This window comes from Pseudomonas boreofloridensis (assembly GCF_030580795.1).
GTDB lineage: Bacteria > Pseudomonadota > Gammaproteobacteria > Pseudomonadales > Pseudomonadaceae > Aquipseudomonas > Aquipseudomonas boreofloridensis.
Window position 1 is genome coordinate 19,400 of record NZ_JAUQOQ010000024.1, and the last position, 13,626, is coordinate 33,025.

The 13,626-nt window shown below is 62.7% G+C and carries 12 protein-coding genes and 1 pseudogene; 9 read left to right on the top strand and 4 right to left on the bottom strand.

Annotation, left to right across the window (positions count from 1 at the left end):
• Positions 1-2 precede the first annotated feature (2 nt).
• Entirely contained in the window at positions 3-773 is a 771-nt protein-coding gene (gene etfB / locus Q6A47_RS20935) for an electron transfer flavoprotein subunit beta (RefSeq protein WP_304485261.1), read from the top strand.
• Positions 774-1,485: 712 nt separating this feature from the next.
• Here etfB and gbca read toward each other — a convergent pair.
• Positions 1,486-2,778: a glycine betaine monooxygenase oxygenase subunit gene (gbca, locus tag Q6A47_RS20940; protein WP_029614882.1), complete on the bottom strand. Its 1,293-nt coding sequence runs from the start codon at positions 2,776-2,778 to the stop codon at positions 1,486-1,488.
• Between the two features lie 296 nt (positions 2,779-3,074).
• Here gbca and gbcB point away from each other — a divergent pair, with 296 nt between their 5' ends.
• Positions 3,075-4,175 carry a glycine betaine monooxygenase reductase subunit gene (gbcB, locus tag Q6A47_RS20945; RefSeq protein ID WP_029614881.1) on the top strand — a complete coding sequence of 367 codons (1,101 nt, stop codon included), beginning with the start codon at positions 3,075-3,077 and terminating at the stop codon, positions 4,173-4,175.
• 153 nt (positions 4,176-4,328) lie between these two features.
• Here the strand turns inward: gbcB and Q6A47_RS23160 are convergent, their stop codons facing one another.
• Positions 4,329-5,201: a methyl-accepting chemotaxis protein gene (locus Q6A47_RS23160; protein ID WP_369811576.1), complete on the bottom strand. Its 873-nt coding sequence runs from the start codon at positions 5,199-5,201 to the stop codon at positions 4,329-4,331.
• Positions 5,184-5,981: pseudogene (locus tag Q6A47_RS23165) on the bottom strand (MCP four helix bundle domain-containing protein); the annotation flags it as partial. The pseudogene Q6A47_RS23165 and the gene Q6A47_RS23160, both read right to left, overlap by 18 nt.
• A gap of 236 nt (positions 5,982-6,217) precedes the next feature.
• Here Q6A47_RS23165 and Q6A47_RS20955 point away from each other — a divergent pair.
• Positions 6,218-6,448 (top strand): MreC domain-containing protein, encoded by a 231-nt coding sequence (locus Q6A47_RS20955; protein WP_029614877.1) that lies wholly within the window; start codon positions 6,218-6,220, stop codon positions 6,446-6,448.
• Positions 6,445-6,747 carry a cell division protein ZapA gene (locus tag Q6A47_RS20960; protein WP_029614876.1) on the top strand — a complete coding sequence of 101 codons (303 nt, stop codon included), beginning with the start codon at positions 6,445-6,447 and terminating at the stop codon, positions 6,745-6,747. Before Q6A47_RS20955 ends, Q6A47_RS20960 begins: the two co-directional genes overlap by 4 nt.
• A gap of 42 nt (positions 6,748-6,789) precedes the next feature.
• Here the strand turns inward: Q6A47_RS20960 and Q6A47_RS20965 are convergent, their stop codons facing one another.
• Positions 6,790-7,830 carry a threonine aldolase family protein gene (locus Q6A47_RS20965; protein WP_295481203.1) on the bottom strand — a complete coding sequence of 347 codons (1,041 nt, stop codon included), beginning with the start codon at positions 7,828-7,830 and terminating at the stop codon, positions 6,790-6,792.
• Positions 7,831-8,126: 296 nt separating this feature from the next.
• Here Q6A47_RS20965 and Q6A47_RS20970 point away from each other — a divergent pair, with 296 nt between their 5' ends.
• From Q6A47_RS20970 to Q6A47_RS20990, 5 genes are all read left to right on the top strand, one after another.
• On the top strand, positions 8,127-8,393 hold the full coding sequence (locus Q6A47_RS20970) for a hypothetical protein (protein ID WP_039581298.1): 267 nt from the start codon (positions 8,127-8,129) through the stop codon (positions 8,391-8,393).
• A gap of 49 nt (positions 8,394-8,442) precedes the next feature.
• Entirely contained in the window at positions 8,443-9,759 is a 1,317-nt protein-coding gene (locus tag Q6A47_RS20975) for a dTDP-4-dehydrorhamnose 3,5-epimerase family protein (RefSeq protein WP_304485262.1), read from the top strand.
• Positions 9,756-10,967 (top strand): MFS transporter, encoded by a 1,212-nt coding sequence (locus Q6A47_RS20980; RefSeq protein ID WP_304485263.1) that lies wholly within the window; start codon positions 9,756-9,758, stop codon positions 10,965-10,967. The genes Q6A47_RS20975 and Q6A47_RS20980 overlap by 4 nt, the downstream gene beginning before the upstream one ends.
• A 128-nt stretch (positions 10,968-11,095) precedes the next feature.
• Entirely contained in the window at positions 11,096-12,349 is a 1,254-nt protein-coding gene (locus Q6A47_RS20985) for a serine hydroxymethyltransferase (protein WP_039581293.1), read from the top strand.
• Between the two features lie 15 nt (positions 12,350-12,364).
• A complete protein-coding gene (locus Q6A47_RS20990) occupies positions 12,365-13,615 on the top strand; it encodes a sarcosine oxidase subunit beta family protein (RefSeq protein WP_029615229.1) in 1,251 nt (416 codons plus the stop codon).
• Positions 13,616-13,626: the final 11 nt, after the last annotated feature.

The window sequence follows — 13,626 nt, forward strand, 5'->3', positions numbered from 1 at the left end:
ACATGAGTACGAAAGTCATCAGCCTGGTTTCCATCGGTGCCCACCCCAGCTCTGGTCGCGCCCGTCGCGCCGAGCAGGATTCGCGCGCCGTCGAACTCGGCCTGCAACTGGCAGGCAACGACCTGCAGGTGGTGCATGCCGGTAACCCCGTCGAGGAGGCGCTGCGCGGCTACCTGGGCATGGGCCTGGAACACCTGGACGTGCTGGAGCAACCCGCTGGCGCCGACGTGCTCGGTGTGCTCGGCGACTATCTGCGCGACGCCGGCGCCCAGTTGGTGCTGACCGGCAGCCAGGCCGAAACCGGCGAAGGCTCTGGCATGCTGCCGTTTCTCCTGGCCGAGAAGCTGGGCTGGCCGCTGGTGGTGGGGCTGGCCGAGGTGGAGTCGATCGAGAATGGCACCGCGCAGGTGCTGCAAGCCTTGCCGCGCGGTCAGCGGCGTCGCCTGAAGGTGCGCCTGCCGTTGCTGGCCACTGTGGATAACGCTGCGCCCAAGCCACGGCAGAGCGCGTTCGGTCCGGCACGCCGGGGTGTGCTGGCGGCGCGCGATGTCGCGGTGGTCGAGGACGAGGTGTTGGACGGCGATGCCCTGCAACCGGCGCGGCCACGCCCCAAGCGCTTGAAAGTGATCAAGGCCAAGAGCGGTGCCGACCGTATGAAGGCGGCGACGGCCAAGGCCAGTGGCGGGGGCGGCAAGGTGCTCAAGGACGTTTCTCCACAGGAAGGCGCTGAAGCCATTCTCAAGCTGTTGGTGGAGGAGGGTGTGCTGCGCTGAGCCGCCTCTGCCTGTGAATAACTCTGGGGCCGCTTTGCGGCCCTTTTTTGTGGCTTCGGGCCGCTCTCACGGGCTATTTAGTGGGTTTGCGCCATCTCGTGACGTGAAATCAGCGCTAAGGTCCCACCGCCTGCAAACTGTCCCCCGAAACTGTTCGCCAGCCTGTGAATAACGTGTTCGCTTGTTGCTCAAGCCTAGAGCGGACGAGGGCTGGAGGGTGATGATCAAAAAATGTACAGGTCTGCGCGTCATTCAATAGCCTGACTCACCTCGGACCGTCCGCAACTTTCCCACAATCGCTGTTCATCCCTCTGTGGATAATATGTTGGGCAAGCGCTGGAGGCCGCGGTTGACGCGGCTTTCAAAGATTAGGTCAAAAAATGATCAATCTGCTCGCGATCACCTCATAACCCCCGAAATACAGGGCTTAGCGAGCATTATCCACAGCGCATTTGAACCGTTGTGAGTCATGCCCACAGTTTCTGTTGGCGTCCCTGTGGACAAGGTGTTCGATAAAGGCTGTAGCCCACGTGAATAAAGGCTTCCAAGGGTTTGATCAAATAATGATCAGTCGATTCGGACTACATGGGTTTCGAGTATCCACAGGTTTCTGCTTTCAAACCTGTGGATAACCTGTTCGCACCCTCTGTACAACACACAAAAACGCCACGGCCGATCACTCGGCCGTGGCGTTTTCAACAACCTCGCAGGCTTACTGCGACTTCACTTCCTTCAGGTACGGCGCAGGTTCCGCTCCCAGGTTGGCCAGCACGCGATCGCTGTACCAGTCGATGAAGTTGACCACGCCGAACTCGTAGGTCTTCGAGTACGGGCCTGGCTGATAGGCGGTGGAGTTGATACCGCGCTGGTTCTCTTCGGCCAGGCGGCGGTCCTGGTCGTTGGTGGCGTCCCACACCTTGCGCATTTGCTCAGGGTCGTAGTCCACGCCTTCGACCGCGTCCTTGTGCACCAGCCATTTGGTGGTGACCATGGTTTCCTGGGCGCTGATCGGCCACACGGTGAACACGATCATGTGGTCGCCCATGCAGTGGTTCCACGAGTGCGGCAGGTGCAGGATGCGCATCGAGCCCAGGTCCGGGTTCTTGATCCGGCCCATCAGCTTCTTGCACGCCTGCTTGCCGTCCATGGTCATCGACACGGTGCCCTTGAGCAGCGGCATGCGCACGATGCGGTTACGCAGGCCGTGGCTCTTGTGCAGGTACGGGATCTTCTCGGCGTCCCAGGCGGCGGCGGAGGCGGCCACGTGGTCCTTGAATTCCTGGCTGGCGCGCGGGTCGTTGGTGTCGTCCCACTCCAGCAGGGTCTTCAGCAGTTCCGGGTGCGAACCGTTGCAGTGGTAGCACTCGCGGTTGTTTTCCAGCACCAGCTTCCAGTTGGCCTTTTCCATCAAGGTGGTTTGCACCGCCACCTTGGCGTTCTCCATGTCGTACGGTTCCATGTAGTGGTCCAGCGTGGCCAGGAACTCGTCGATGGCCGGCGGGTTCTCCGCCAGGCTGATGAAGATGTAGCCGCCGGCCGTCTTCACGTTGATCGGCTTGAGGCCGTACTGATTCATGTCGAAGTCGGCGCCCATCTCGGTGCCGGCGAACAGCAGGCGGCCGTCGAGCTCGTAGGTCCACTGGTGGTACGGGCAGACCAGCTTGGCCACCTTGCCCTTGTCGCTGACGCACAGGCGCGAACCGCGGTGGCGGCAGACGTTGTGGAAGGCGTGCACCTTGCCCTCGGCGCCACGGATCACGATCACCGGGTTCTTGCCGATCTGCAGGGTGAGATAGTTGCCCTTCGCCGGAATCTCGCAGGTCATCCCCGCGATCAACCACTCTTTGTGGAAGATCTCCTGCATGTCGATCTGGAACAGGCGCTCGTCGCAGTAGAAAGGCTGCGGCAGCGAGTACGTGCGCTCGCGGGTCTGCAGCATCTCGGCGGTGGCCTTGCGTGCAGGTTCCAGTGGATCGCCCAGGCTCAGGGTTGCGGTGACGTCCATCGTTTTATCCTCAAGGCCGTTGTCGGCCGGCGAAAGGTGGCTAATCGTTGTTGTGTTTGCCGCAAGGCTATCAGCAGAAAAACAGCCGTTCTATTTGCGGTGGAGTGTGCGTTCGCGCCGTGGCCGGGCCATATCCATGGGCGACATGGCCGAATCGAATTCCGACGCCCCAACCCTTGTGTCTCGGGGCTGGTCGCGATAAGCACGCCGATGTCGCGGATGGGAATGTGCGACACATCGGGCTTGAGCATTATCGCAGCCATAAGAAAGCCGATAGTCGGCTGCTGGAGATGAACATGTCCGAAACCTTCCTCAATCCGGTCACCACCCAGACCTGGGCCAACGGCCGCCATATCGTGCGCTGCGTCAAGGTCATCCAGGAGACCTGGGACGTGCGCACCTTCTGCTTCATGGCCGACCAGCCGATCATGTTCTTCTTCAAGCCGGGCCAGTTCGTCACCCTGGAGCTTGAGATCGAAGGCAAGCCGGTGATGCGTTCGTACACCATCTCCAGTTCGCCGTCGGTGCCGTACAGCTTCTCGATCACCGTCAAGCGTGTGCCGGGCGGGCTGGTGTCGAACTTCCTCCACGACACCATGCATGAAGGCGCCGAGTTGCCGGTGCACGGTCCGGTCGGTCTGTTCAATGCCATCGACTACCCGGCGGCCAAGGTGCTCTACCTGTCCGGCGGTGTCGGCATCACCCCGGTGATGTCCATGGCGCGCTGGTTCTACGACACCAACGCCAATGTCGACATGGTCTTCGTGCACAGCGCCCGTTCGCCCAAGGACATCATCTTCCACCGCGAGCTGGAGCAGATGGCCTCACGCGTGCCGAACTTCAGCCTGCACATCGTCTGCGAGAAGCATGGTCTGGGCGAGCCGTGGGCGGGCTATCGCGGCTACCTGAATCAGCGCCTGATGGAGCTGATCGCGCCGGACTATCTGGAGCGGGAAATTTTCTGCTGTGGTCCGACGCCGTACATGAGCGCGGTCAAGCGCATGCTCGAAGCCGTGGGCTTCGACATGAAGAACTACCACGAGGAATCGTTCGGTGCGACGCCACCGGAGGCCAAGGCCGATGCCGTCGAGCACGCCGAAGCCGCCGCCGAGGCCCCGGAAGTGGACGCCGCCGACCTCAACCTGGTGGAGTTCATCGGCAGCGACAAGAGCATCCGCATCGCCCCGGGCGAAACGGTGCACGCCGCCGCGGCAAAAGTCGGCCTGATGATCCCCAAGGCCTGCGGCATGGGCATCTGCGGCACCTGCAAGGTGCTCAAGCTGGGCGGCGAAGTGGAGATGGAGCACAACGGCGGCATCACCGAGGAAGACGAAGCCGAAGGCTACATCCTCTCGTGCTGCAGCGTGCCCAAGGGCGACGTGCGCATCGATTACTAGCCGCGCGTAGCGCGGCAGCGGCAAGCGGCAAGCGGCAAGCGGCAAGCGGCAAGCGGCAAGCGACAAGCGACAAGCTGCAAGCTGCAAGAAAAAGCAGGCTCTACACCGGCCCGCTTCTTCTTGCAGCTTGAAGCTTGCAGCTTGCCGCTGCTCTCAGGTGCGGAAACGGGCAACCATGCTGTTGAGGTCGACGGCCAGGCGTGACAGTTCGGCGCTGGCCATGGTGGTCTGGTGGGCGCCGGTGGCGCTCTGCACCGACAGATCGTTGATGTTCACCAGGTTGCGGTCCACCTCGCGGGCCACTTGAGCCTGCTCCTCCGCGGCGCTGGCGATCACCAGGTTGCGCTCGTTGATCTGGCCTACCGCACTGGCGATGGTGTCCAGCGCCAGGCCGGCGCCACGGGCGATGTTCAAGGTCGATTCGGCGCGTTCGGTGCTGGTGCGCATCGACTCCACTGCATGTTCGGTGCCGCCCTGAATGCTGCCGATCATCCGCTCGATTTCGCTGGTCGATTGCTGCGTGCGATGCGCCAGTGCCCGCACTTCATCGGCCACCACCGCAAAACCACGTCCGGCCTCGCCGGCACGTGCGGCCTCGATCGCTGCGTTGAGCGCCAGCAGGTTGGTCTGGTCGGCCAGGCCGCGAATCACGTCCAGCACCTTGCCGATATCGCGTGATTGCCCGGCCAGGTCTTCGACCAGACGGGCGGTGTTCTGCACGTCGCCGCTCATGCGCTCGATGGCGCTTACGGTCTCCAGCACCAGGTCGCGGCCGTCACCGGCCGAACGGCTGGCTTCGCCCGACGCCTCGGAAGTGCTCACGGCGTTGCGGGCCACTTCCTCCACTGCGCTGGTCATCTCGGTCACGGCAGTTGCTGCCTGCTGGATCTCGTTGTTCTGCTGGGCCAGTCCGCGGGCGCTCTCGTCGGTGACGCTGTTGAGCTCTTCGGCCGCCGAGGCGAGCTGGGTAGCGGAGCCGGAGATCTGCTGCAGCGTGTCGCGCAACTGCACCTGCATCTGGTCCATGGCCTGCAACAGGCGCGCGGCCTCGTCGGTGCCGGCGGTGTCGATGGCGTGGGTCAGGTCGCCTTTGGCGATCCACTCGGCGGCCGCCAAGGCCTGGTCGATCGGCTTGACGATGCTGCGGGTGAGCAGCAGGGCGAACAGCACCATCAGCACGGTGGCGACCACCAGCAACGCGATGACCAGCATGAAGGCACGGTCGTACTGCTGGGCGGCATCGGCGTTGGCCGAGCGGGTCTGGGTGGCGTTGAACTGAAGGAGCTTTTCCATGGCCTTGTTGATCTGCTCGGAGTTGCTCAGCAGGTCATGGTTGAGCAGTTCGCGCATCGCTTCGAGCTGATCGGCCTGGCTGTAAGCGCGCAGGCGCATTTCCAGTTGACGGTACTGGGCCAGGACTTGGCCGAGTTCGTCGAAGGCGGCGCGCTCGCCGGGTTCGAGAATCAACGGCGCATAAGCGTCGCGGGCCTTGTCGATCTGCGCGTTACGCTCGTCCATGAGGCGCAAGGTTTCGTCCTGCAGGTTGCGATCGACCATCAGGCGGTAGGAGAGGGTGCGCAGGCGCTGGTTGTTGGCGGTCAGTTCGTCGAGCAGCTTGATGCTGGGAATGTTGATCTGTTCGATGTTCACGCCCGCTTGACGGATATGCCCCATCTGCAGCAGTGAAAATACACCCAGGCCCAGCATCAGCAAGCCTATGAGGGAAAAACCAAGGAGTGCGCGTGGCGCGATGTTCAGCGTACGTAGTGACATGACGTCGAGTCCGGAAGGATGGCTCGCGTCCATGCGAAAGAATTTGTCTTACAAACCTATCGGTAACGGACTACCAGTCTTTAGGATCGGCCAAAAAAATGAGCCTTCTACAATCGCTTGGACGGACGGGCGGTTGACCCAGGTCGGAACAAGACCCCGCTTACCCTGTCAATGTGCCGGAACGAGAGCCTTCGATCCTGATTTTTAATGGCGGGGGCGCATGCTTTTCTTTATCGTGTGCGCCCTTTGCAACAACCCGAGATAGACGCATGTTGGAAGCTTCCCTGAATCAACTCGAGCAACTGGTCGCCGACCTGATGCACAAGAACGCGCAACTGACCGAGCAGAACCAGCAGCTCGACCAGGCACTGGCCCAGGCCAAGGAAGAAAATGAGACCCTGCAACTGTCGCTGATGGAGCAGGAAGAGCAGAACGGCGCCACCGCCGCCCGCATCCAGGCCTTGGTCGAGCGTGCCAGCGCAGGTGCCGTCAGCGCATGAGCCTGCACTCGCAGTCGATCAACGTGGTGAACATCCTGGGCACCGAGTATTCGCTCAAGGCGCCCGAGGGTGAGGAGCAGACGCTGTCGCAGGCTGCGCACATGCTCAATGTGGCGTTGAGCGAAACCAAGCGTAAGTTTCCGACGCTGATCGGCGACAAGCTGCTGGTGCTGGCGGCGCTGAACCTGTGCTCACGGCAGATCGAACTGCAGCGCGAGCATCAGCGCACCCTCGAGCAGACCCAGGCCAAGGTCGACGCGGCGGTCGATGCCATCGCCAGGACCTTGGGCGAGCCGTAGCGCCGCGCTGGCGGCGCGCCCCGTCCTGATCGGTAGTGCCGCTCAGCCGCTGATGATCGCGCGGATGTCCGCCGCCAGTTCACGCACGCGGTCCTGCTCGGTGTCCCACGAACACATGAAGCGCGCGCCGCCGCTGCCGATGAAGGTATAGAAGCGCCAGCCCCTGGCGCGCAGGGCTTCGAGGGCCAGTTCCGGCAATTGCAGGAACACGCCATTGGCCTGCACCGGGAACATCAGTTGCACGCCCGGCAGATCGCTGACCAGCGAGGCCAGCAACTGCGCGCACTGGTTGGCGTGCTCGGCGTGGCGCAGCCAGGCGCCGTCTTCCAGCAGCCCGACCCAGGGCGCGGAGAGAAAACGCATCTTCGACGCCAACTGTCCGGCCTGCTTGCAGCGGTAGTCGAAGTCTTCGGCCAGCTCGCGGTTGAAGAACAGGATCGCTTCGCCCACGGCCATGCCGTTCTTGGTCCCGCCAAAACACAACACATCCACGCCGGCCTTCCAGGTCAGCTCGGCCGGCGAACAGCCGAGGAACGCGCAGGCGTTGGCAAAGCGCGCACCGTCCATGTGCAGGTTCAAGCCCAGGTCCTTGCAGGTGGCGCTGATGGCCTTGAGCTCTTCGGGCCGGTAGACGGTGCCGACTTCGGTGGCTTGGGTGATGGTCACCACACGTGGCTTGGGGTAGTGGATGTCCTGGCGCTTGAGCGCCACTTCGCGAATCGATTCGGGGGTCAGCTTGCCACCGACGCTGGCGGCGGTGAGCAGCTTCGAGCCGTTGGAGAAGAACTCCGGCGCGCCGCACTCGTCGGTTTCCACGTGGGCGGTCTCGGAGCAGATCACGCTGTGGTAGCTCTGGCACAGCGACGCCAGGGCCAGCGAGTTGGCGGCGGTGCCGTTGAAGGCGAAGAACACCTCGCAGTCGGTTTCGAACAGCGTGCGAAAGTGCTCGGCGGCACGCTCGGTCCATTGGTCGTCGCCGTAGGCGCGCTGATGGCCCTGATTGGCCTGCGCCATGGCCGTCCAGGCTTCGGGGCAGATGCCGGAGTAGTTGTCGCTGGCAAATTGTTGGCTCTTGTCTGTCATGGCAGGTCCTGTAAACCGTGGGCACCCCGGTACTGTAGCGAAGTTTCTGGTCAGGGCTATAGCGGTGTTGGTGCGGGGAGGCGTTGCGAGCAGGCGATTGACGCTGTCCGTAAACAAAAACAGGAAGCCTCTTTCAGATGTGTAAGAAGTTTCTTTCAGAGATTAATTAAAATAACGAGACGTGGATATTTTGAGCGCTTCTTAGAGGGTTCGGATTTGACGAACTCTAATTTCTCCCCAAGTATCAGTAGGCCGGCAACGGCACTTCCATAATGATTCTGTATTGGAGAATACTCATGATCGAAGCATCTGAGGTGGCTGAGTTCTATGAAGTTAAACCTACAGTAGTTGATGGCCAAGTTGTGCATGCCAACGCATTCATCGCCATGATGGAAACCACGCAGGACACGCTTGGCCGGGCCTTTGACTCATTGGCTTACTTGGCCGGCATAAAGTCTGCAGCGGCGCAAGATCACTATAAAACGCTCGACACATCCAGTTTGCAATCGCTGCTGCGCAGCGCGCAGGAGGCTGGCTTGAGTGCCCGGGTAGTGGCTATCTAAAAAGTTGCCAGGCGTCGAGAGGCGCCTGGCTTTTTTCGGGAGGTGGCTCATGCAGGCCGAATGTGATGCGATGAACGCACGGATGAACATCCAAGGTTTACAGTGGTTCGACCGCTGGCGTCTGGGCAATGGCAGTACCGAGTCATTCGTGGTGCCGTTCGCCACGACCCGCCCGGTGAATATTGTCACCCACGGGCAAGCGCACTTCGACTATGGGCAATTCGGTATTCATCTGGCGCAGCAAGATGTGCTGACATTTCTGGGCGATACGCATCAGGTCATTCACGCCAAGTTCATCGACTGCCGAAAAGCGTCGCCTACGTTCAGGACCTCGCTGTCTCTACGGTTTTCCCCTTCTTCCAGCAGGACACTGGTCATTCCGCCCGGTGTGGCCCATACGTTCAGCGGGTTGGAGGGTGTGTCGACGCTTAATGCCTATGACGTATTCCTGCCGCCCTTGGCGTCGCTCCTGCAACCGACTCTTGGCTGGACGCCTGAACACGACATTATCAATCTTCCCTTGGACACTGATCCTGCGGCCGTGGAGGGGGTGACCCCGATGTGCGAGCCTGCCGCGAACCGGGTGTACTACCAATTAGCGGCGTTGCAACGCTCGATCATGTCCGCCGGCGAAGTGTCCCACGCGGAAACCCGGCAGTTCATCCTGGACACTGGCGAGCACGTCCAGCTCATGTTGCAACCTGCCGTGAGTCCCGCAAGAGAGGCTTCGAGCTTTCCCGTGTCACGTATTCACGGGGTCGAGTTCAAGCGGCATGGATCGGTGCGTACGGGTGAACACAGCCGGATCGTTCCGGTCATGGGACCGTCGCCTTTCTACATCGTCGATCATGGGACGCAGCCCTACAGCTTCGACTCGTTCGGCATCCACCTCGGCCAGGAAGACCACCTGACCTTCCTGGGTTCACCCAGCCAGTCGATCAGGTTGAAGCTGGTGGATGTGCGCGCAGGCTCTCCTACCCTGCATCAGGAAGAGTGGCATGAGTTTCGTCCGGATCCTGAAATGGAGCTGATCATTCCCTGCGGGGTAGCGCATGCGCTGTTCGACATGACCCGCGTGTTCACCCTGAACCGCCCGGTGTTCTACCTCGATGACGCCAACGCTTATGAGCCGGGTAACGATGTCATCGACTGGCCGTTGAGTGCGCGGCCTTACCCTGTCCTGACGCCCAACCCGACGCTGGCCTCGCTGGGCTATCTGGAAGCGCTGGCCGAGGTACAGAAACGGCTCGCCGCGATCGCGCCAGCCGCCCAGACGCCCAAGGCGGTGCTGGTGACCGACCAGGTGACCGGGCGGCAGGTCAAGGTCATCCTGACCCAGGCCGCGCGCGCTGCGTCGGCACCATGACCCGCTCCCTGTCACTGCTCCTGCTGCTGGTCCTCAGCGCCGACGCCTTGCTGGTGTTCCTCCTGCCGGTGATGGTCTACGCCCAGACCGCCAGCCTGGCGTGGTCAGGCCTGGCCTACGCCATGACGTGGCTGCCGCGAATAGGGGTGACGCCGCTGGTCGGCCGCTCCATCGACCGCTGGGGTGTGCGCAAGGTCTCGGTGCTGTCGGATGTGCTGAAGTGTGCCGGGTGCCTGTGCGTGGTGCTGATGCTCAGTGCGGCGCCGGACGCGCTGACCGTGACGCTGCTCGGCGGACTGTTGAGTGGGTTGGTCGCGATCGGCAATGCGCAGAGCCTGATTGCCTACGAAAAGATGATCGCCTTGGTCAGCCGCGACGTGGATCGGGATGTGAACCTGCTCTGTCGCATCGATCAACTGGCGATGGTCACCGGGCCGTTGTGCGGATTCCTCTGCTACGCCGCTGGCGTTGAAGCCTTGTTGCTGCTTGCGGCTGTGCTGTATGTCAGCAACGCCCTGTGCTACGCCTTCAGCCGGGTGGTGCCGGACAATCGCTGTGAAGCTGCGCCCGACGCCACAGTGCCTGGGCCGGGCAACCTGAAGCTGATCCTGTCGACGCCGGTGCTGGTCAGCTCGGTGGTCCTGGCCGTCGGCAACAATGCCTTCGACGGACTGGTGGAGGCGGGCGCGGTGAGTTTGATCGACCGTGCCATGCAGTTGCCCATCGAGTACTTCGCCTTCGTCGATGTCTGCGCAGGAGTCTGCGGGGTGGCCGCGACCTTGCTCTACCCACGCCTGGCCGCCGCCGTGCCGGCGCTGCGGCTGTTCAGTGCGGCGGCGCTGCTGACGGTGCTGGCCAGTGCCCTGATGATCCTGTCCCAGGCCTACTTGCCAGGTTTTCTCGTGCTGTACGCCCTGAACATCGCTGGCAAGGTGTTCATGACCAACTTCTGTCGCGGCCTGCGCATTCGCCTGGTGCCGGTCGAGCGCCTGGCGAGTGTGTCCTCGCTGATGGTGTTGATGAACCAGGCCGTGCTGCCTGTGGTGGGCATGACCCTCTACCTGCTCGGCGAACAGGCGCGCAGCCTCTCTGTTCTGCTGCTCGCGGCCATTGCCATCAGCGTGCTGGGGGCCTGGAAGGTTCGCGCTCAGGCGTGCTCGCGACCGGTAATCGATTCCTCGCCCTGCATGCCCGTCGATGGGCGATGAAGCAATGTCGTAAACGCGCCATTGCAAGGCGCGCGCAGGCATCTGTGTACAACGGCCCGGCCATACCATCGCCGCAAAGGGTCATTGAACCCTCCCAACAAAAAATGATCGCTGCCGGGAGAGACACGATGTTCAGCAAGCAAGACCAGATCCAGGGTTACGACGATGCACTGCTGGCGGCGATGAATGCCGAAGAACAGCGGCAGGAAGATCACATCGAGCTGATCGCCTCGGAGAACTATACCTCCAAGCGCGTGATGCAGGCCCAAGGCAGCGGCCTGACCAACAAATACGCCGAAGGCTATCCAGGCAAGCGTTACTACGGCGGCTGCGAGCACGTCGACAAGGTCGAGGCGCTGGCCATCGAGCGCGCCAAACAGCTGTTCGGCGCCGACTACGCCAACGTCCAGCCGCACTCCGGCTCGTCGGCCAACGGTGCCGTGTACCTGGCGCTGCTGCAGGCCGGCGACACCATCCTGGGCATGAGCCTGGCCCACGGCGGTCACCTGACCCACGGCGCCAAGGTGTCGTCCTCGGGCAAGCTGTACAACGCCGTGCAGTACGGTATCGACACCAACACTGGCCTGATCGACTACGACGAAGTCGAGCGCCTGGCCGTCGAGCACAAGCCGAAGATGATCGTCGCCGGCTTCTCGGCCTACTCCAAGACCCTCGATTTCCCACGCTTCCGCGCCATCGCCGACAAGGTCGGTGCGCTGCTGTTCGTCGACATGGCCCACGTCGCCGGTCTGGTTGCCGCTGGCCTGTACCCGAACCCGATTCCCTTCGCCGACGTGGTCACCACCACCACCCACAAGACCCTGCGCGGTCCACGTGGCGGCCTGATCCTGGCCAAGTCCAACGAAGAGATCGAGAAGAAGCTCAACGCGGCGGTCTTCCCCGGCGCCCAGGGCGGCCCGCTGATGCATGTGATCGCGGCCAAGGCCGTGTGCTTCAAGGAAGCGCTGGAGCCTGAGTTCAAGAGCTACCAGAAGCAAGTGATCGAAAACGCCCAGGCCATGGCCCAGGTGTTCATCGACCGTGGCTACGACGTGGTCTCCGGCGGCACCGACAACCACCTGTTCCTGGTCAGCCTGATTCGCCAGGGCCTCACCGGCAAAGACGCCGACGCTGCCCTGGGCCGCGCGCACATCACCGTCAACAAGAACGCCGTGCCGAACGACCCGCAATCGCCGTTCGTGACCTCGGGCCTGCGTATCGGCACCCCGGCCGTCACTACTCGCGGCTTCAAGGTCGCCCAGTGCGTGGCCCTGGCCGGCTGGATCTGCGACATCCTCGACAACCTCGGCGACGCTGACGTGGAAGCCGATGTGGCGAAGAACGTCGCGGCGCTGTGCGCAGATTTCCCTGTTTACCGCTGAGTGGAGTCCCACACCATGCAACGTTACTCGGGCTTCGGCCTTCTCAAGCACTCCCTCAGCCACCACGAGAACTGGCAGCGCATGTGGCGCACGCCGACGCCGAAAAAGGTGTACGACGTGGTCATCGTCGGCGGTGGCGGCCATGGCCTGGCCACGGCCTACTACCTGGCCAAGGAACACGGCATCACCAACGTGGCGGTGATCGAAAAGGGTTACCTGGGCGGCGGCAACACCGCCCGTAACACCACCATCGTGCGTTCCAACTACTTGTGGGACGAGTCGGCGCACCTCTACGAACACGCCATGAAGCTGTGGGAGGGCCTGTCCCAGGACATCAACTACAACGTGATGTTCTCCCAGCGCGGCGTCTACAACCTGTGCCACACCCTGCAGGACATGCGTGACTCCGAGCGCCGCGTCAGTGCCAACCGCCTCAACGGCGTGGACGGCGAGTTGCTCAATACCGCCCAGGTGGCGGCCGAGATCCCGTACCTGGACTGCTCCAAGAACACCCGCTACCCGATCCTCGGCGCCACCGTACAGCGCCGGGGCGGCGTGGCCCGTCACGATGCCGTGGCCTGGGGCTATGCGCGTGCCGCCGACGCCTTGGGCGTGGACCTGATCCAGCAGACCGAAGTGACCGGTTTCCGCAAGGAAAACGGCGCCGTGATCGGCGTCGAGACCAGCAAGGGCTTCATCGGCGCCAAGCGCGTCGGCGTGGTCACCGCCGGTAACTCGGGACACATGGCCAAGCTGGCCGGCTTCCGCCTGCCGCTGGAGTCGCACCCGCTGCAAGCGCTGGTCTCCGAGCCGATCAAGCCGATCATCGACAGCGTGATCATGTCCAACGCCGTACACGGCTACATCAGCCAGTCCGACAAGGGCGACCTGGTGATCGGTGCCGGGATCGACAGCTGGGTCGGCTACGGTCAGCGCGGCTCGTACCCGGTGATCGAGCACACCCTGCAGGCCATCGTCGAGATGTTCCCCAACCTGTCGCGCGTGCGCATGAACCGCCAATGGGGCGGCATCGTCGACACTTCGCCCGACGCCTGCCCGATCATCACCAAGACCCCGGTCAAGAACCTGTTCTTCAACTGCGGTTGGGGGACGGGCGGCTTCAAGGCGACCCCGGGGTCGGGCAACGTCTTCGCTGCGAGCCTGGCCAAGGGCGAAATGCACCCGCTGGCCGCGCCGTTCTCCATGGACCGTTTCTACAACGGCGCACTGATCGACGAACACGGCGCTGCTGCCGTCGCCCACTAACCGGAGACACC